A 15,603-nucleotide genomic window follows, 5' to 3' on the forward strand; every position below is an offset into this window, starting at 1 on the left:
CCGAAGGCCTTGCTTAGACCTTCTGCTCTCAGGATGGGCCTCACGTTGACCTCCTCTTGGTTGCAAGGCCAGCGACCCCACCGGGGAAGAATAGGACGGCTAGGATGAAGAGGATTCCGATGAATAGCATCCATTCCTGTGTGTAGGAGCTAAGAAGTTCCTCAAGGAGCACGTAGAGGGCCGCACCAATTAAGGGGCCGAAAAAGTGCCACCTGCCCCCCAGAAAGGCCATCATTACCAAGGTTCCAGACGTGGTCCAATGGAAGAAGCTGGGTTGGGCGAAGTTGATTTGGAGGGCAAGAAGGGCACCTGCGATGCCTGCTATTGCTCCTGATATCGTGAAGGCTATCCAGAGATAGCGTTCTGGTTTCAGGCTCAGGAAGCGTGCCCGAAGCATATTCTCTCGTAGGGCCAAAAAGGATCTACCTAGCGGCGACTGGACCAGTTGCCAGAGGAGGAAGCTGGAGAGAAGAAAGATGGGGAGGACAAAGTAATAGTAGGCCTCGCTGCTGGAGAGATCCAAGGTGAAGCCTGGTAAATGCAAGGGCTGTCGGGCAAACCCCCTTAGGCCGTCATCCCCCCCGGTAAGATCGCTCCACTGGAAGGCTATAAAGTAGAAGAACTGGCTGAAAGCGATGGTAAAGGTGGCGAAGTAGATTCCTCTCAGCCGAGTGATAAGCAGGCCAAGTAGGGCAGCGGCGATACCAGCAAGAAGGAAACCGCAGGTTACGGCCAGGAGTGTGCTTGGGAGGATGTGTTTTAGGGTGAGGCCTGCCCCATAGGCTCCCAGGCCTAAGAAGGCGGCGTGCCCAAAGGACACCTGGCCGGCATACCCTATGAGGAGATTGAGCCCCATGGCAGCTAAGCCCCATATGAGGATGTAGCTAGCGATCGCTGCATAGCTGCCCAGGGCTTTGAGCACCCAGGGTAAGGGAAGGAGCACGGCCAAGAGAAGGATCCAGGTTCTCATTCGAAAAACCCCTCCTGTCCGAAAAGTCCTCTAGGACGCAACAAAAGAACGAGAACAAGTATAAGATAAATGGCCAGTTCGCTAGCCAGGGCCAAAAAGTTTCCGGCTAGACCGGTGGCCATACCCACCAGAAGGCCTCCAAGGTAACTACCTCCCAGGCTTCCCACCCCACCTAAAATGAGGGCCACGAAACTGGGCATAAGGAGGCCAGTTCCCATGGTGGGCGAAAGGCCCAGCTGGCCAGCGGCCAGAACCCCAGCTAAGCCAGCCAAGAAGGCTCCCAGGGCAAAGGCCAGGGTGTACAGGCGCCTTACGTCCGTGCCAAGCGCGTTGAGGGTTTCCCGGTCCTGGGCTCCTGCTCGGAGGTAAAGGCCCAAACGGGTAAAGCGCAGAAGGAGATAAACCCCTAGTCCAGCCATTAGCGCTATGGCTAGGACCAGGATCCGGTAGCGGGTGAGGAAGAAGAGGCTGGTTCCGGGGAATAAAGAGCTTCCCAGGCCCTCTGGAATCCGGAAGGGTACCGCCACAGGACCGAAGAGGATGCGCACAGTCTCCTCAAGGGCCAAGGCTAGCCCAAAGGTAAGGAGAAGGCTCTCTAAGGGGTCGCGGCGGTAAAGGGGACGCATGATGCTGATTTCTAGGATGACCGCCAGGAGGGCAAGGCCTAAGGGAGCTAGGAGTAGAGACCAGTAGAATCCCACCAATCCGGAAAGCACGTAGCCCATGTAAGCTCCTACCACCAGGAAGCCCCCATGGGCGAGGTTGATGATGCGGGTCAAAGATAAGATTAGGGCTAGGCCCAGAGCTAGGAGGGCATAAAAAGCTCCGCTCACCAAGCCATTTAGAAGCTGGATCAAGAGGAGGTCCATACCTAGGGGTAGACGATACGGCAACCCGTTTCCTGGGGAGGTGGTGCGGCCTCTTCTCCTGGCACTACCCGTACCACCTCAAATATGTCATCGGGGTCTTGGCCTTGGCGCACATACCCCACGAAGACCCCAGTCATCAGCTGGTGATCCTCTTTTCGATAGTAGACCCGCCCTGGCTGAAGGGCTACGCTACGAGGTAGCTCCAGACCCTCCATGGCCTGAGCTACCTTAGCAGCATCCAGGCTCTTGGCCTTGTTTATGGCTAGAGCCAGGCTCCATATAGCAGTGTATCCGAACCAGCTTCGTGCAGTGGGTACCTTGCGGTAGCGCCGACGGTACCGGTCCACAAAGGTTTTAACCTCAGGGACATTGGGCTGGATCCAGTACCACTCGAAGGTCCACCAGCCGATCCGGGCTTCTTTAGGCAGGGCTACAATATTCTCCCATTCCTGAAGTCCTCCGGCGATGGCCATCTGTTTGTCCAGGCCGAACTGAACGATTTGTTTGAGAATGGCTACCGCATCATCACCTGCTTGGAACACGAGAAGTACATCAGGTTTAGCCCTAGCTGCTTTGAGGAGAACGGCGGAGTAGTCCACTGTGCCCAAGGGCAATCGGTCGGCTCCAAGCACCTTGCCGCCCAGGCGCTCCGCCACCTTGGTAAAGCTCTCCTGTAAGGACCAGCCATAGGCGTAGTCGGGGGTGATGATGTACCAGTTTTTCCCAAAGCGTTCGGCCAAAAGCCGACCAATAGCATTGGCTTCCATGGACCCACTCGTGGGGATGCGGAAGGTGTTCCACCGGCAGCTTTGGCCTGTAATGGCGTCAGCGTGTCCCCCGGTAACAATGTGGAGCATCTTGTATTCGGCGGCGGTTTGACTCAGGGCTAAGGACACCCCACTGGATACCTCCCCCAGGGAGAACTGGATTTTATCCCGCTCCACCAGCTTTCTCAGCTTCTGTACCCCCACGTCAGTTTTTGCGGCCGAGTCTTCGGGCAAAAGCTCTAAGGGCCTGCCCAGGACTCCACCCCTCACGTTCACGTCGTCTACCGCCATGCGAGCGCCTTCGAGTTCACTGCGACCCAGGGCAGCGTACACACCAGAAAAAGGATCGACGAGCCCGATGCGGATGGCCTCCCGCCCTTGCCCCAGGCTGTTCAGGGTGAAGAAGGCGGAGCCTAAACCTAACTTCAAAACCCCTCTACGCGTAAGCTTGTACCTCAGCATACCCTAACCTCCCATCGCCACCACCGCCCGGCCCACGATCTGCCCCTTGTCCAGCCGTCGGTAGGCTAGGTCGGCTTCCTCCAAAGTGAAGCGATCAGTAACTTCTGCACCCACCCCCACGATGCCGGCTTGCGCCAGCTTGAGGAGGATGGGCATGTCCTTACGGGGCTTGGCCCCGTAGGAGCCTAGGATTTTGAGCTTGCGCCGGACCAAGCGGGTGATTTCCACCCCGGCCTCCATCCCTTGAGGGGCGATGCCCACGGGTACCATCCTTCCCCCATCCCGGAGGAGGTTTAGGGCCAAACGGAAGGTTTCCGGTCTCCCTAATGCCTCGAAGGCCACGTCTACTCCCCGCCCGCCCGTCAGGTCTAGAATGGCTTGGGGGGCTTCCTCCGGGGTGAAGGCATGGGTAGCGCCAAGGGTCCTTGCCTTAGCGAGTTTCTCGGGCCGGAGGTCTATGGCCACCACAGGGTAGGCGCCGAAAGCCCGGGCGATTTGGACGATCCCTAAACCCACCCCGCCGGTGGCCACCACGGCCACCGACTCCCCACCCTCGAGGCCAGCGGTTTTCACCGCACCATAGGCGGTGAAGAGGGCACAGCCGAGGATGGCCGCATCCTCCAAGGCAATGCCTTCAGGCAGGGGGAAGACATCCGTGGCGGGAACCACGGCATACTCTGCCAGGCCACCCATGGAGTACATCCATAGAGGAGTCCCGTCCTTGCGGAAGAGCCGGGTGGCGCCGTCGTAGAGCACGCCCCTGAGGCGGTTAAAGCTGAAGAAGCGCTCGCAGAGATCCTCCTCTCCCCGGAGGCAGTAGGGGCACTGGCCGCAGGGCATGATAAAGCTGGAAACCACCTTTTCACCCACCTTTAGGCCCTCCACTCCCGGGCCTAAAGCGGCCACCGTACCCGAGATCTCATGTCCTAGCACGCTAGGGGTAGGGAAGGCTACTTCTCCTTTGATCACATGGAGATCCGTGTGGCATACCCCGCAGGCTGCTACCCGTACCAGTACCTCCCCGGCTTTGGGTTCGGGGATGGGAACCTCCTCAACCCTCAAGGGTTCCCCCACCCGCTCCAAAACCACAGCCCGCATCACCATCTTTCCACCACCACCTTCCTTTGGGTGTAGAAGAGGAAGGCGTCGGGGCCGTGGGGGTGTAGGTCGCCGAAGAAGGAATTGCGCCATCCGGAGAAGGGGTAGAAGGCAAAGGGTTGGGCCACGCCCACGTTGATCCCCACCATGCCCGCCTGGACCCTTTCCCTGAACTCCCGGGCCGCCCGGCCGCTTTGGGTGAAGAGGGTGGCCATGTTGCCATAGGGCACGGCGTTGGCCTGGGCGATGGCCTCTTCCAGGTCCTGGGCGTAGGAGACGGAGAGCACGGGGCCGAAGATCTCCTCCCGCCCCACCGCCATGCGGGGGGAGACCCGGTCCAGCACCGTGGGCCCCAGGAAGAAGCCTTTGCCCTCGATCCCCCGGCCGTCCAGGGCCAGCCTGGCCCCCTCCTCCAGGCCCTTTTGGATGTACCCCACCACCCGTCTCCGGTGCTCCTCCCGGATCAGGGGACCCACCTGCACCCCCTCCTCCCATCCCGGACCCACCCTGAGCCTGCGGGCGCTCTCCACAATCCTCTCCAAGAGTTCGGGGCCAACGCCCCCCACCCCTACGGCCACGCTCCCTGCCAGGCACCTTTCCCCGGCGTTGCCGAAGGCGGAGTTGAGGATGGCGGGGATGGCCTGGTCCAGGTTGGCGTCGGGCATCACCACCAGGTGGTTCTTGGCTCCCCCGGCCGCCGAGACCCTCTTGCCGTGCTGGGCGGCCAGCTGGTAGATCCTCCGGGCCACGGGCTCGGAGCCCACGAACTGCACCGCCTTCACCTCCGGGTGGCTCACCAGGGCCTCCGCGGCCTCCTGGGCCCCGTGGACCAGGTTGAGGACTCCCTCGGGGAAGCCCGCCTCCAGGAAGAGCTCCGCCAGGCGCACCGCCCCCAAGGGGGTTCTCTCCGAGGGCTTGAGCACGAAGGTGTTCCCCGCCACCACGGCGATGGGGAACATCCACAAGGGGATCATCACCGGGAAGTTGAAGGGGGGGATCCCGGCTACCACCCCCAAGGGGTAGTGGAAGAGGTTCTGGTCCACCCCACCCGTGACCTCCCGCAGGGTGCGGCCCTGAAGGAGGGTGGGAGCGCTGCAGGCGAAGTCCACCACCTCGATGCCCCGGCGCACCTCCCCGCGGGCCTCCTCCAGGGTCTTGCCGTGGTGGAGGGTGACCAGGCGGGCCAGGTCTTCAAAGTACTTCTCCAGAAGTTCCTTGAAGCGGAACATGAGGCGGACCCGCTCCATGAGGGGGGTGCGGCTCCACACCTCAAAGGCTCTCTGGGCCGCAGCCACCGCCCGGTCCACCTCCTCCTTCCCCGAAAGGGGAACCTCCTCGATCACCTCCCCGGTGGCAGGGTTGTACACGGGCAACGTGGGGCGGGAAACCTCCTGCCACTCAGCACCGATTAGGTTCTTGACCATTCCCTCCTCCTTGGGGTCAACGGCTCTAGGTTTCGTGTTTAAGCGTAAAGGTAGGGCCAAGCCTCGTCTACTGTGACTTCATCCAAGGTAGGGCCCGGGGGTTTTGTGTTAGACCTCAAGTGGAAGGTCCCTGTATACTAGGGAGACGCCGAGGAGGGGAAAGGCATGGGTGCCCTTCACCGGACTCTTTGGTCCTGGGCTGAAACTATGGCCTGGCACTATGCCCAGGAAATCCCTGATTACGCCCGGCTGGATACGCGCATCCTCGAGCGGGATGTGGCTGTAGTTTCCTTTGAGTACTTGCGGGCCCTCGAGGAGGGCGGGAACGTGGAGGACCTGGCCTTGGCGGTGGGCCAGCGCCGGCGGAGCCAAGGCGTATCCCTCCCGGCCCTGCTCCGGGCTTACCGCCTCTGGGCCAAAGATGCCCTCGAGGCTCTAAAGGACTCGACGCCAAACCGCTTGGCGGAGCTGGCCCCCCGGGTGGTGGAACTTCTGGACCGGGTAAGCGAGGCCTCGGCTCAGGGATACCGCTTGGCCCTGGAGGGTAGGCTTCCCCGTGGATCGGTTGTGGGCATTGGGGTGGGGTTTGCCGATGCCGGGGCCATAGCCCTGGCCCCGCGCCACTTAAGCCTCCCCTCCGAGGCCATGTTCTACGAGCCAAGCCCCTTCGGTGCCCTTCTTTTTTTGGCTGCACCCTTGGCCGAGGTAGAGCAGGAGCTTAGGGGCCTAGCCCGCAAGTGCCAGGCGGTGCTTTGGATAGAGGAAGGGACGGATGCCTCAAGGGTCGGGGCGGACCTGGAGGAGGCTTTGGCCCTGGGTAGTTGCTTGCGGTTGCCGCCCGGCCTCTACCCAACCCGCTATTTGTGGCCCTTGGCCATTGCCTTGGATTCGCCCAAGGGAAGGGAGCGGCTATTGAGGCTCCTGGCTCCCCTCGAGCCCCATCCAGAGCTTTTGGCTACCCTGGAGGTCTATTTGCAGGCGGGGTTTTCCCTCAAGAAGACAGCCCATCGCCTGGGCCTCCATCCCAACTCTGTTCTCTATAGGCTTCATCGCGCCGAAGAACTGACTGGCCTTCACCTGGGTCGGGCGGAGGATTTGTGTCTGGTGAGCATGGCCTTGTACCTGTATCGTGCGGTGGGAGACTAGCGAACAGCGGCTTTGATGTGGCCTTACAAGCTTAGGTAAGCCTCCCGGATCCGGGGGTCCCCCATCACCACATGGGCTGAGCCGTGGAGCATGATGCGCCCGTGTTCCACCACATAGGCCCTGGCCGCCACCTCCAGGGAAAGGGCCACATTCTGTTCCACCAGCAAAATCCCCACCCCCTCCTCCGCCACCCGGTTGAGGGTCCTGAGCACCTCCTCGGCCAGCCGGGGTGCCAGGCCTAAGGAGGGTTCGTCCACCAGAAGGATTCTCGGGAAGCCCATGAGGGCCCGGGCGATGGCCAGCATTTGCTGTTCCCCGCCGGAGAGGGTGCCGGCAAGCTGCCTCCTTCGCTCCGCAAGCCGGGGAAAGAGGGTGCAGACCCGTTCAAAACCCTCTTTTTCCTGGCCAGGGGCCAGGAAGGCCGCTCCCAGGCGAAGGTTCTCCTCCACGGTCATCAGGGGAAAGAGCTGCCTGCCCTCGGGCACGTGGCCGAGCCCCAGCCTGGCTCTTTTGGCGGGGGAAAGACCCGTGAGGTCCTGCCCATCCCAAAGGATCCTGCCCCCCCAGGGGCGGATCAGGCCGGAAATGGTCCGGAGCAGGGTGGTCTTGCCCGCCCCGTTGGCCCCTAGGAGGGCCACCAGTTCCCCTTCGCGCACCTCGAGGTCCATGCCGAAGAGCACCTGGGCCTTGCCATAGCCGGTTTCCAGGCCCTCTACCCTGAGCTTCATGCTCCCCTCCCCAGGTAGGCCTCCCGTACCCTCTGGTCCTGGGCTACCTTCTGGTAGGTTCCCTCGGCGATCACCTCGCCGTAGTCCAGAACCACCACCCGGTCGGCCAAAGCGCGCACCACGGGCATGAGATGCTCGATGAACAGGATGCTGACCCCGGCGTCGCGGATCCGCCGCACCAGGGCCACGGCTTCTTCGGCTTCCTTGGGGCGCAGGCCGGCCATGACCTCATCCAGGAGGAGCACCCTGGGCCGGGTGGCCAGGGCCCGGGCCAGCTCTAGCCGCTTGTCCTCTAGAAGGGTGAGCTCTCCGGCCAAAGCCTCCGCCCGTGCCTTCAATCCCGTGAGGCGCAGCACCTCCTCCACCCAGGCCTCCGCCTCCATCTGCCGCACCTTGGGTTTGCCAAAGCGCGCCCCCACCAGCAGGTTCTCCCGCACGGTGAGCTCGGGGAGGGGCTGCACGATCTGGAAGGCCCGTCCGAGACCCAGGTGGGTGCGGGCCTCCGGGGGGAGATGGGTGATGTCCTGCCCTTGGAATAGGATCCGGCCCGAGTCGGGCCTTAGTAGGCCTGAAAGAAGGTTCAAGAGGGTGCTTTTTCCGGCTCCGTTGGGGCCGATGACCGCCAGGATCTCCCCTTCCTCCAGGTGAAGGCTCACTTCCTTAAGGGCCTGTAGCCCCAGGAAGCGTTTGCTCACCCTTATGACTTCCAGAACCTTACCCACGGTGCCTCCCCAAAACGCCCACCAGGCCGCGGGGCAGGAAGAGGATGACCAGGATGAGGATGGCTCCGTAGACCACCAGGTATCCCTCCTGGATCCAAAGCCTAAGGGCCTGCTCGAGGCTTACCAAGGCCACGCCGCCCAGCAGGGGCCCCAAGGTGGTGTAAAGCCCGCCGAAGATGGGGATAACCAGGGCTTCCACGGCTCTTGCCAGGCTGAAGGCGTCATAAGGGGAGAGGAAGAGGGTTTTCATCCCATAGACGCCGCCAGCGAGCCCGGCCACAACACTTCCCAAGAACAGGGACCAGAGCTTTACCCGCACCACCTGCACGCCCAGGACCCGGGCCACCGCCTCCGATTGCCGGGTAGCCGCCTGGGCGAGGCGGAATGGGCTCCTTTCCGCCCAAAGGCTTAGGGCTGTGGCCAGGAGGAGTACGCTGAAGCCCAGGTAATAAGCGGCCAAAGGCCAATTCCCTCCAAAGGGGGGCAAGACCGGAAGGCCGATGGGTCCGCCGGTAAAGGGGAGTTTCAGGGCCAGGGTGCGGAGCACCTCGCTGAAGGCCAGGCTGGCCATGGCGAAGTACAGGCCGTGGAGGCGCAAGGTTACCCACCCCAGGACCAGGGCCCCGGCCCCCGCTGCCAGGGCTCCCAGGAAAAGGGCGGGGAGCGTGCCCACCTGGGGGGCCAAGAGCCCGGCTCCATACGCCCCTAAACCGAAGAAGGCACCGTGGGCCAAGGAAAGCTGGCCGGTGCGGGCCACCAGGTCCCAGGAGAGGGCCAATGCGGTAAAGAGGAGGACGAAAAAACCCACGTCCAGGAGGAAGGCCCGCCAGATCCCTAAGGGAAGGTAGGGTAGCAAGGCGAAGAAGAGCAGGAAGAGGAGGATCAGGGTGAGGTGGCCGAAACCCTTCATGCCTCCCTCCAGGCCCGGCCCACCAGGGCGAGGAAGAGCACCAAAAAGAAGACCGCCTCCACGAGCCCTCCGCCTCCCGGTAGATAGGTGCTCACCAAGGCCTCGGCCAGGGCCAGAACAAAGCTGGCGGGCACCACCCCCTTGAGGTTGCCAAGCCCGGCCAGGGCCACGATGGCGAAGGATTTGAGGGTAAAGGTGAAGCCCACGGTGGGGCTGGCGTACAGCATCACCGAGAGCATGACCCCAGCTACCCCGGCCAAGGCAGCGGCCAGGCCGAAGGCCAGGAGGTAGACCCTTTCCGCCTCAATCCCCAGAAGCCCGGGGGCCAGGCGGTTTTGGGCCACGGCCCGCATGGCCAGGCCTAGCCGGCTTCGGGTGAGGAAGACCTGGAGCAGCAAGAGGATGGCGAGGGAGAGCAAAAAGGCCCCCAAGGGTACGGCTCCCAAGAAGAAGGGACCCAGGGAGAGGGTGGTTGCCTGGTAGGGTGGGGCCACCACCCGGGTGTCGGCACCGAAAAGGAGGAGGGCTAGGTTTTGCAGGAGGATGGCCAGCCCGAAGGTGAGGAGCATTTGGTTGAGTTCTGGGGCCTTTAGCACCGGCCGGATCAGGCCCTGGTAGGCCAGGCCTCCCACCAAAAAGGCAGCCAGGAAGGCGAGGCCCAAGGAGAGGAGGGGGTCCACCCCCCGGAAGGCGAAGAGGAGGTAGGAGAGGAAGGCCCCCATCATCAAAAACTCCCCGTGGGCGAAGTTAACGATCCCCACCACCCCCAAGGAGAGGGCTAATCCCGTGGCCACCAAGGCGTAGATCCCGCTCATGAGGAGGCCGTTCAGGAGGGTTTGCAGCAGGAGCTCCATGGTCTTCCCGCCAACTCCTTATCTCAGGTAGTACTCCCCGGGGTAGCGCAAGGGCCTTGTGGCCACTTCCTTAGGGAACACGGGCCGGCGGCTTCCCTGCAGGTACTGGAACTGGAACCAGATCTCCGGACCAAACCCCTGGTACTTGGTGCGGCCCGTGTCCGAGGGCTTAAAGGATAGAGGGCCGAAGGGGGTGTTCATCTTGAGGCTGGCCAGGGCCTCGGCGATGCGGTTCTTGTCGGCGCTACCTGCCTTTTCCGCCGCCAGGGCCAGGCTCTTGACAATGGTGTAGCCCATGGGGGCCATGTATTCCTCCGTGACCTCCCCGTACTTCTTGCGGTAGGCGTCCACGAAGCGACGGGACTCGGGGTTGGCCACCGTGGGCAACCAGGCGGTCATGCCGGCGATGTCATTGGAAAGCGGGTTCTTTTCGAAACCGATGGGCCAGGAGGGCGGGGCGCCGTAGATCAGCTTGGGCCTGAGCCCCACCTGCCTTGCCTGGGTGGCGATGGGCAAGGCATCCACGTCGTACCCGATCCAATAGAGGATGTCCGGGGCGAAGGCCCGGAAGCGGGTGAGGATGGCGGTGAACTGGCCGCTTCCCGCCTTGAAGGGTTCCGCCTGGACCTGGTAGCCCAGTTTTTCCAGCTGCTGTTTGTAGACCCCGATGCCCGCAGAACCAAAGGGCCCATCCTCGTAGAGGATGGCCACCTTTCTTGCCCCGTGCTCCCGGTTTAGGTACTGGAAGAACTGCAGGGCGGCGGCCACGTTGTGGTAGTCCCAGGGGTGGTAGTGGAAGAGGAGGGGGTACCCCTCGAAGGCCTGCTCCACCACGGAGCTGGCGGCCCCGATGGCCAAGAAGAGGGGCCCGTACTGCTTCACGGGGCCGGAAAGGGCAAAGGTGACGCCGCTAGCCAGGCCTCCGATCACGATGTCCACCTTGTCCACGGTCATGAGCTTGGTGAAGGCAGGGACGGCTTTGGCCGCATCGGTGCCGTCGTCCACCACCACCAGCTCCAACCGGACCTTGCCGGCGGTGTTCACCTCGTCGGCGGCCAGCTGGATGCCGTTCAGCGCCGCCTTGCCCGAAACCGCCGAAGCCCCGGAGAGGGGCAGGATGACCCCCACCTTCAGGGAGGTCTGGGCAAAGGCCAGACCTGTCACGAGAGCCAGAAATCCCAACACCTTTCGCATCCCGTACCTCCTTTCCCTAGGGCCTTGCGCCCGTAGGTTCCTCGTAGAGCACCACCGCCTCACCCTCGATAACCCTCTCCCCCCGCTGGTTTTCGCAGAAGGTATCCAGGGTGAGGACCAGGCCGCCCTTCTCCCTCTCCCGCACCGCCTTGACGATGGCGGTGGCGGTGATGGTGTCCCCCAGGTAGGTGGGTTTAAGGAAGCGCAGGGTCTGGGAGAGGTAGATGGCCCCGGTGCCCGGCAGTTTCGTGCCGATCACCGTGGAGATGAGGCCCGCCACCAGGATGCCCTGGGCGATGCGTTTGCCGAAGCGGCTTCCTTTGGCATAGGCCTCGTCCACGTGCAGGGGGTTGGTGTCCCCCACCGCCCCCACGAAGAGGGCCACGTGGGCCTCGGAGATGGTCTGGGTGTAACTGGCCTTATCCCCTACCTTGAACCTCACCGTACACCTCCTTTACAAAGTCCTTCAGAATGTCTTTCAAGAGTTCCGGGCTTTCCAGGTTCACCGAGTGGCCCACCCCCTCGAGGACAAGAAGCCTCCCCCTGGGGAAGAAGGCTGCGGTTTCCTCCGCCATAACCCGGGTGACGAGGGGGTCCAGGGTGCCGTAGACCACCAGGACCGGCCCGGGATAGGCCCTTTCCAGCCGCCAGGCCGCCAGGGCCCGGGCGTTGCCCTGGAAGTGGGCGGGGTGCATCCCCTGCGCCTTCTCCACCAGCTCAGGGAACCAGGGAGGCCTGCGGGTGGGCGCCATGGCCGCCAGGGCCTGGGCCAGGGCCTCCCGGTTGTGCCGGTAGCCTTCCAGGATGGGGTAGTAGGCCTCAGGGGTTTGCAACCCGGAGGGCGGGGCGGGGTTGATGAGGACGAGTCCCCGGGTCTTCTCGCCCGCTGCTTCCATCACCACCGCACCCCCCAGGGAGTGGCCCACCAGGATGGCTTCTTCCGCACCCTTTTCCCGGAGGAAGGCCCTTAGGGCCTGGGCGTAGGCGGGGATGGAAGGGGTGAAATCCCGGGGTGCCTGGCTTTCCCCGAAACCCGGGAGGTCGGGGGCCAGAAGCCAGGTCCCCTCGGGAGGGTTCTGCAAAACCTCCCGCCACCACTCCTTGCAGGCAAAGTTTCCATGGACCAGCACCACGGGGACTCCCTTTCCGCTTTCTAGGTAGCTAAGCATGGATCTCCTCCAGAAACTTCCTTGCGGCTTGGGCGAAGGCCAAGGGGTCCTCCAGGGGGGCCGCGTGGCCTGTGGGCAGGGCTTGAAGCTCCGCTCCCAGGGCCTCGGCCAGGGCCTGGGCGTAGGGCTTGGGGAAGAGCAGGTCCTCCTTTCCGTAGAGGACCAGGGCGGGCAGGGCCAGGCTGTGAAGGCGGGGCCTGAGGTCCTCGAGGCTAAGAAACCCTTGAAGGAGCCTTTCCTGGGCCCTCTCGTCCGGGGCCTGGGCGATGAGGGAAGCGAGGCCTTCCTCCGCGAGGAGTTCGGGATGGGCATTGAGGAAGCCTGCCCCATAGACCCAAGGCATGGCCACCCTTAGGCGCAAGGGGGTGCCTCCGGCCTTCAGGGCGTGAAGCCAGCTACCCACCTTGGCCCTTAGGGCGGGGTCCAGGTAAGGGGTGGTGCAGGCCAGGACCAAGCCCCGGAAGCGTGTAGGAGCCATGAGGGCGGCCTGCAGGGCCACGATGCCCCCGTTGGAAAGACCTACCAAGGAGGCCTCCTCCCAGCCCAGTTCCTGCAAGAGGGCGAGGAGATCTTGAGCGTGCGCCTTTGGGGTGTAGGGGCCCTCGGGGGCCTCGCTTTCCCCCTGGCCCCGCATGTCGTAGCGGAGGAGGGTGTAGCCCCCAAGGAGGGGCACCACGGGGTCCCAGCTTTCCAGGCGTTGGAAGAGCCCGTTGAGGAGCACTACCTTTGGCCCCTCTCCCTCCACGCGGTACCTAAGCCTGGCCATGTTCCGCCTCCCACATCCTTTTCAGAGCCTCCTTCTGCACCTTCCCGGGCCCGGACTTGGGTAGCTCCGGCAAGAAGAGGATGTGCTTGGGTACTTTGTACCCCGCCAGCCGCTCCCGGAGAAAGGCGCGGAGGGCTTCCGCCTCCAGGGGTTCCTTAAGGACCACGAAGGCCACCCCCACCTCGCCCCACTTGGGATCCGGCACGCCCACCACCGCTGCCTCCCGCACCGCCGGGTGGTCGTATAAGGCCCGCTCCACTTCCACGGGGTAGACGTTTTCCCCTCCGGAAATGAACATCTCCTTCCTGCGCCCCACGATGTAGAAACGCCCCCCCTCATCCTGAAAGGCCAGGTCCCCGGTCCTGAGCCAGAGCCTTTCCCCGTCGTGAGCAAAGACCTTGGCGTTCTCCTCGGGGCGGCGGAAATACCCTTTCATGACCACGCTTCCCGAAAGCCAAAGTTCTCCGGTTTCCCCTGCCTTGGCCTCCTCCCCATCCTCCCGCACCAGCCGGGCCTTCAGGTGGGGCATGGGGCGGCCCACGCTTTCGGGATACGCCTCTGCTTCCTCCAGCTCCAGGGTGAAGCAGTTCACCCCGCATTCGGTGAGGCCGTACCCCTGCTTGAAGCGGACGCCCTTCCTGCGAAAGGCTTCCCGGACCGGGGCCGGACAAGGAGCCCCGCCGGAGATGGCGAAACGCACGAAGGAGAGATCGGCCTCGGCGAAGCCCGGGGTTTCCAGGAGCATCTGGAACATGGTGGGTACCAGGAAGAGGAGGGTGGGGCGGTGGGTCAGGGCGAGGTCCAGGTACTCCTCGGGCCGGAAACGCTCCTGGATCACCACGCTCCCGCCCAGATAGAGGAGGGGAGTGGCCAGGGCGTTCAAGGCGGCGTGGAACATGGGGGTGGCCACGATGTACCGATCTTCCCGGGAAAGTCCCCAGGAGAAGGCGGTCTGGACGGCGTTAACCAGGAGCTGGCGGTAGGGGATCAGGGCTCCTTTGGGTAGGCCGGTGGTGCCTCCGGTGAAGAGGAGGAGGGCGGGGTCTTCCAGCCCTACCCGGGCGGCTTCCTCTATTTCCGCCCCCTCGAGGAGGACCTCGAGGGGCAGGGCCCTAGGATCCAGGGCCTGGGTGATTTCCTGGAAGCCCTCCCCATAGAAGAGCGCCCGGGGCTCGGTATAGGCGTAAAGGGCCTGGAGCTCGGGAAGGCTGAGGCGGTGGTTGAAGGGAGTAAGGATGTGCCCGAGGAGGGGACCGGCGAAGAGGAGGTCCAGGTACGCCGGGTGGTTCCAGGCGAGAAGGCCCACCCGGTCCCCTTTACCCACCCCCAGGTCCCGGAGGGTTCCGGCGGCCCGTTGCGCCCTTTGGTAAAGCTCGGCGTAGGTCAGCCATGCCCCACGGAACCAGACCGCCTGGCGCCTTGGATGGTAGGCGGCAAGGCATCCCAGCCAGTTGGGCTCAAGCATGAAGCCCCCCTTCCAGGCGGAGTACCGCTGCCCCGTAGAAGTAGCCCACGCCCGCCGCGGCCAGGGCCACCAGGCTTCCCTCCCGCAAAAGCCCCTTCTCCCAGGCCAGTTTCAGGGAGAGGATGGGGTCCAGCTGGCCCAGGTGGCCAAAGCGCTCCAGGTAGATGGATTGCTCCTCCCTTAGCCCCAGGCCCTCCAGCACCGCCCGGTGGGCTGAGCGCTTCATGTGGAGCAGGGCCAGGTAATCCAGATCGGCCTCGGTGTACCCTGCTTCTGCGAGGGCTTCCCGTATTACTTCTAGGAAGGTGGGAATAGAGGTGGCGTCCAACCGCTGTTTCATGGCTGCGGGGTCCTCCACGCGCAGGCGGAACGCCGAGAGGTTGCCCGGGGTTAAGGGGTTGCGGGTGCCGCCCACGGGCACCTTGACCGCCAGGGCCAGGGTTGGGTCCATGCGGTGGGCGAGGCCCAGGAGCCTTAACCCCGGGCCCTTTCGGGTGAGGACCAGGGAAGCGCCCCCTGCGGCCAGGTCATAAAGGAAGCGGGTGTTGGGGTCCAGGTAGTCCACCAGGTCCCCGTTGCGGTAGCCCCCCGCCACCAGGACCACCTGCACCTCCTTGTGGGTGGCGAAAAGCCCCCGGGCCACCTCCAAAGCCCCCATAAGGGAGGCGCACTTCTGGTTGAGGTCCAGCCCCTTGGCCCTCGAGGCCCCAAGGCCCAGGGCCAGGTAAGGGGCTGTGGTCCAGACAGGGTAATCCTTATATTCCTCCACGATGGAAATCACCCAGTCCACCGCTTCCCCGGGAAGGTTCGCTGCGCCCAAGGCGGCCTGGGCGGCCCACAGCGCCATGTCGGCGGGGTGGTCCTTGGGTCCCGGTACGGGTTTTTCCAGGATGCCCAGCTTTTCCCGCACCACCTCGGCAGGCAGATGGGTCCAGGCTGCAATCTCCTCGGCGGTAACGCGGCTTTCTGGCAGGTAAACCCCCAGGCTGTGCACGACCATCCGCTACCAGGTTAGGGTGCGAATGTTACACGGGCGTTACACGCACAGGGGGTCGGGTC

Annotated in this window: 16 protein-coding genes; 1 reads left to right on the plus strand and 15 read right to left on the minus strand. The window is 63.7% G+C overall.

Going from position 1 to position 15,603, the window contains the following annotated elements:
• Positions 1-40: 40 nt before the first annotated feature.
• The 5 genes from KQ693_RS07405 to KQ693_RS07425 are packed head-to-tail and all read right to left on the minus strand — an operon-like array spanning position 41 to position 5,590.
• Positions 41-970, minus strand: a complete 930-nt coding sequence (locus KQ693_RS07405; RefSeq protein ID WP_267260783.1) for a branched-chain amino acid ABC transporter permease — start codon at positions 968-970, stop codon at positions 41-43.
• A complete protein-coding gene (locus KQ693_RS07410; protein ID WP_038029439.1) occupies positions 967-1,839 on the minus strand; it encodes a branched-chain amino acid ABC transporter permease in 873 nt (290 codons plus the stop codon). The genes KQ693_RS07405 and KQ693_RS07410 overlap by 4 nt, the downstream gene beginning before the upstream one ends.
• Before the next feature lie 2 nt (positions 1,840-1,841).
• Positions 1,842-3,068 (minus strand): ABC transporter substrate-binding protein, encoded by a 1,227-nt coding sequence (locus tag KQ693_RS07415; protein ID WP_267260784.1) that lies wholly within the window; start codon positions 3,066-3,068, stop codon positions 1,842-1,844.
• A gap of 3 nt (positions 3,069-3,071) precedes the next feature.
• A complete protein-coding gene (locus tag KQ693_RS07420) occupies positions 3,072-4,166 on the minus strand; it encodes a zinc-binding dehydrogenase (RefSeq protein ID WP_267260785.1) in 1,095 nt (364 codons plus the stop codon).
• Complete coding sequence (locus KQ693_RS07425; protein WP_267260786.1) at positions 4,166-5,590, minus strand: CoA-acylating methylmalonate-semialdehyde dehydrogenase; 1,425 nt, start codon at positions 5,588-5,590, stop codon at positions 4,166-4,168. Before KQ693_RS07425 ends, KQ693_RS07420 begins: the two co-directional genes overlap by 1 nt.
• A gap of 207 nt (positions 5,591-5,797) precedes the next feature.
• Between KQ693_RS07425 and KQ693_RS07430 the strand changes: the two genes are divergently transcribed.
• On the plus strand, positions 5,798-6,736 hold the full coding sequence (locus tag KQ693_RS07430; RefSeq protein WP_219758713.1) for a PucR family transcriptional regulator: 939 nt from the start codon (positions 5,798-5,800) through the stop codon (positions 6,734-6,736).
• A gap of 23 nt (positions 6,737-6,759) precedes the next feature.
• Here KQ693_RS07430 and KQ693_RS07435 read toward each other — a convergent pair whose 3' ends face one another.
• From KQ693_RS07435 to KQ693_RS07480, 10 genes are read right to left on the minus strand one after another with little or no spacing between them, the layout of a single operon-like run.
• Positions 6,760-7,464 carry an ABC transporter ATP-binding protein gene (locus KQ693_RS07435; protein WP_267260787.1) on the minus strand — a complete coding sequence of 235 codons (705 nt, stop codon included), beginning with the start codon at positions 7,462-7,464 and terminating at the stop codon, positions 6,760-6,762.
• Positions 7,461-8,186, minus strand: a complete 726-nt coding sequence (locus tag KQ693_RS07440) for an ABC transporter ATP-binding protein (RefSeq protein ID WP_267260788.1) — start codon at positions 8,184-8,186, stop codon at positions 7,461-7,463. The genes KQ693_RS07435 and KQ693_RS07440 overlap by 4 nt, the downstream gene beginning before the upstream one ends.
• Entirely contained in the window at positions 8,179-9,096 is a 918-nt protein-coding gene (locus tag KQ693_RS07445) for a branched-chain amino acid ABC transporter permease (RefSeq protein WP_267260789.1), read from the minus strand. The genes KQ693_RS07440 and KQ693_RS07445 overlap by 8 nt, the downstream gene beginning before the upstream one ends.
• A complete protein-coding gene (locus tag KQ693_RS07450) occupies positions 9,093-9,950 on the minus strand; it encodes a branched-chain amino acid ABC transporter permease (protein ID WP_038068818.1) in 858 nt (285 codons plus the stop codon). The genes KQ693_RS07445 and KQ693_RS07450 overlap by 4 nt, the downstream gene beginning before the upstream one ends.
• An 18-nt stretch (positions 9,951-9,968) precedes the next feature.
• Positions 9,969-11,144 (minus strand): ABC transporter substrate-binding protein, encoded by a 1,176-nt coding sequence (locus KQ693_RS07455; RefSeq protein WP_038029116.1) that lies wholly within the window; start codon positions 11,142-11,144, stop codon positions 9,969-9,971.
• 16 nt (positions 11,145-11,160) lie between these two features.
• Positions 11,161-11,586 carry a MaoC family dehydratase gene (locus KQ693_RS07460; protein WP_028493220.1) on the minus strand — a complete coding sequence of 142 codons (426 nt, stop codon included), beginning with the start codon at positions 11,584-11,586 and terminating at the stop codon, positions 11,161-11,163.
• Positions 11,564-12,313, minus strand: a complete 750-nt coding sequence (locus KQ693_RS07465; protein ID WP_267260790.1) for an alpha/beta fold hydrolase — start codon at positions 12,311-12,313, stop codon at positions 11,564-11,566. The genes KQ693_RS07460 and KQ693_RS07465 overlap by 23 nt, the downstream gene beginning before the upstream one ends.
• Positions 12,306-13,079, minus strand: coding sequence for an alpha/beta fold hydrolase (locus KQ693_RS07470; protein ID WP_267260791.1), 774 nt, complete (start codon positions 13,077-13,079; stop codon positions 12,306-12,308). The genes KQ693_RS07465 and KQ693_RS07470 overlap by 8 nt, the downstream gene beginning before the upstream one ends.
• The gene (locus KQ693_RS07475; protein ID WP_267260792.1) at positions 13,066-14,544 is read right to left on the minus strand and encodes a class I adenylate-forming enzyme family protein; all 1,479 of its coding nucleotides are present in this window, start codon (positions 14,542-14,544) and stop codon (positions 13,066-13,068) included. The genes KQ693_RS07470 and KQ693_RS07475 overlap by 14 nt, the downstream gene beginning before the upstream one ends.
• Positions 14,537-15,544 carry a 3-oxoacyl-ACP synthase gene (locus KQ693_RS07480; RefSeq protein ID WP_267260793.1) on the minus strand — a complete coding sequence of 336 codons (1,008 nt, stop codon included), beginning with the start codon at positions 15,542-15,544 and terminating at the stop codon, positions 14,537-14,539. The genes KQ693_RS07475 and KQ693_RS07480 overlap by 8 nt, the downstream gene beginning before the upstream one ends.
• Between the last annotated feature and the right edge of the window lie 59 nt (positions 15,545-15,603).

Source organism: Thermus brevis (assembly GCF_026427635.1).
GTDB classification, from domain to species: Bacteria; Deinococcota; Deinococci; order Deinococcales; family Thermaceae; genus Thermus; species Thermus antranikianii.

Excerpts from the sequence above, each read along its gene's own strand:
- KQ693_RS07405 (WP_267260783.1), bottom strand. The coding sequence starts at position 970 with ATGAGAACCTGGATCCTTCTCTTGGCCGTGCTCCTTCCCTTACCCTGG.
- KQ693_RS07410 (WP_038029439.1), bottom strand. The coding sequence starts at position 1,839 with ATGGACCTCCTCTTGATCCAGCTTCTAAATGGCTTGGTGAGCGGAGCT.
- KQ693_RS07415 (WP_267260784.1), bottom strand. The coding sequence starts at position 3,068 with ATGCTGAGGTACAAGCTTACGCGTAGAGGGGTTTTGAAGTTAGGTTTA.
- KQ693_RS07420 (WP_267260785.1), bottom strand. The coding sequence starts at position 4,166 with ATGCGGGCTGTGGTTTTGGAGCGGGTGGGGGAACCCTTGAGGGTTGAG.
- KQ693_RS07425 (WP_267260786.1), bottom strand. The coding sequence starts at position 5,590 with ATGGTCAAGAACCTAATCGGTGCTGAGTGGCAGGAGGTTTCCCGCCCC.
- KQ693_RS07430 (WP_219758713.1), top strand. The coding sequence starts at position 5,798 with ATGGCCTGGCACTATGCCCAGGAAATCCCTGATTACGCCCGGCTGGAT.
- KQ693_RS07435 (WP_267260787.1), bottom strand. The coding sequence starts at position 7,464 with ATGAAGCTCAGGGTAGAGGGCCTGGAAACCGGCTATGGCAAGGCCCAG.
- KQ693_RS07445 (WP_267260789.1), bottom strand. The coding sequence starts at position 9,096 with ATGAAGGGTTTCGGCCACCTCACCCTGATCCTCCTCTTCCTGCTCTTC.
- KQ693_RS07450 (WP_038068818.1), bottom strand. The coding sequence starts at position 9,950 with ATGGAGCTCCTGCTGCAAACCCTCCTGAACGGCCTCCTCATGAGCGGG.
- KQ693_RS07455 (WP_038029116.1), bottom strand. The coding sequence starts at position 11,144 with ATGCGAAAGGTGTTGGGATTTCTGGCTCTCGTGACAGGTCTGGCCTTT.
- KQ693_RS07465 (WP_267260790.1), bottom strand. The coding sequence starts at position 12,313 with ATGCTTAGCTACCTAGAAAGCGGAAAGGGAGTCCCCGTGGTGCTGGTC.
- KQ693_RS07470 (WP_267260791.1), bottom strand. The coding sequence starts at position 13,079 with ATGGCCAGGCTTAGGTACCGCGTGGAGGGAGAGGGGCCAAAGGTAGTG.
- KQ693_RS07475 (WP_267260792.1), bottom strand. The coding sequence starts at position 14,544 with ATGCTTGAGCCCAACTGGCTGGGATGCCTTGCCGCCTACCATCCAAGG.
- KQ693_RS07480 (WP_267260793.1), bottom strand. The coding sequence starts at position 15,544 with ATGGTCGTGCACAGCCTGGGGGTTTACCTGCCAGAAAGCCGCGTTACC.